The organism is Vibrio sp. 2033, assembly GCF_033339735.1.
The window spans coordinates 1-522 of sequence record NZ_JAWOVC010000813.1 but is presented as its reverse complement, the minus strand read 5'-3'; the positions used below and the strand labels follow the sequence as shown (position 1 = coordinate 522).

The following is a 522-nucleotide window of genomic DNA, read 5'->3' as shown; positions in this document are numbered from 1 at the left end:
ATGACGCAAAATGGCGCGATGGAAGGTCTGAAGCATTACTTGGTGCCTGATTTCGAGAAAGTATGGGACCGCAAACTAATTCTTGCTGCAATGGGGCAGGGCTTCTTCTCACTGACGATTGGTGGTTGTTCAATGCTGATCTACGGCTCTTACTTGAGCAAGAAAGAGAACCTTCCCAAGATGGCAATGAATGTGACCTTGGTCGATACGGCTGTTGCCTTTATTGCAGGGCTAGTGGTGATGCCAGCGATGTTTGTTGCGATGCAAAAAGGTGTCCAAATCTACGCTGAAGACGGTTCTCTATTGAGCTCAGACACCTTGGTATTTACCGTATTGCCACTGATGTTTGATAGCTTAGGTTTACTTGGCCAACTGTTCTCAATCGTGTTTTTCTTATTGCTGACGATTGCGGCGCTGACGTCTTCCATCTCAATGTTAGAGTGTCCGGTGGCGTTAGTGAGTGAACGTTTCAATACTAAGCGCAGTGCGACTAGCTGGGTGCTAGGTGGTCTTATTGCTCTG

At 47.3% G+C, this 522-nt stretch carries 1 protein-coding gene; it reads left to right on the top strand.

Annotated elements, in window-relative coordinates; genetic code table 11:
• A partial coding sequence (locus tag R7P74_RS29245; protein ID WP_318124229.1) for a sodium-dependent transporter occupies window positions 1-522 on the top strand: 522 nt, incomplete at both ends.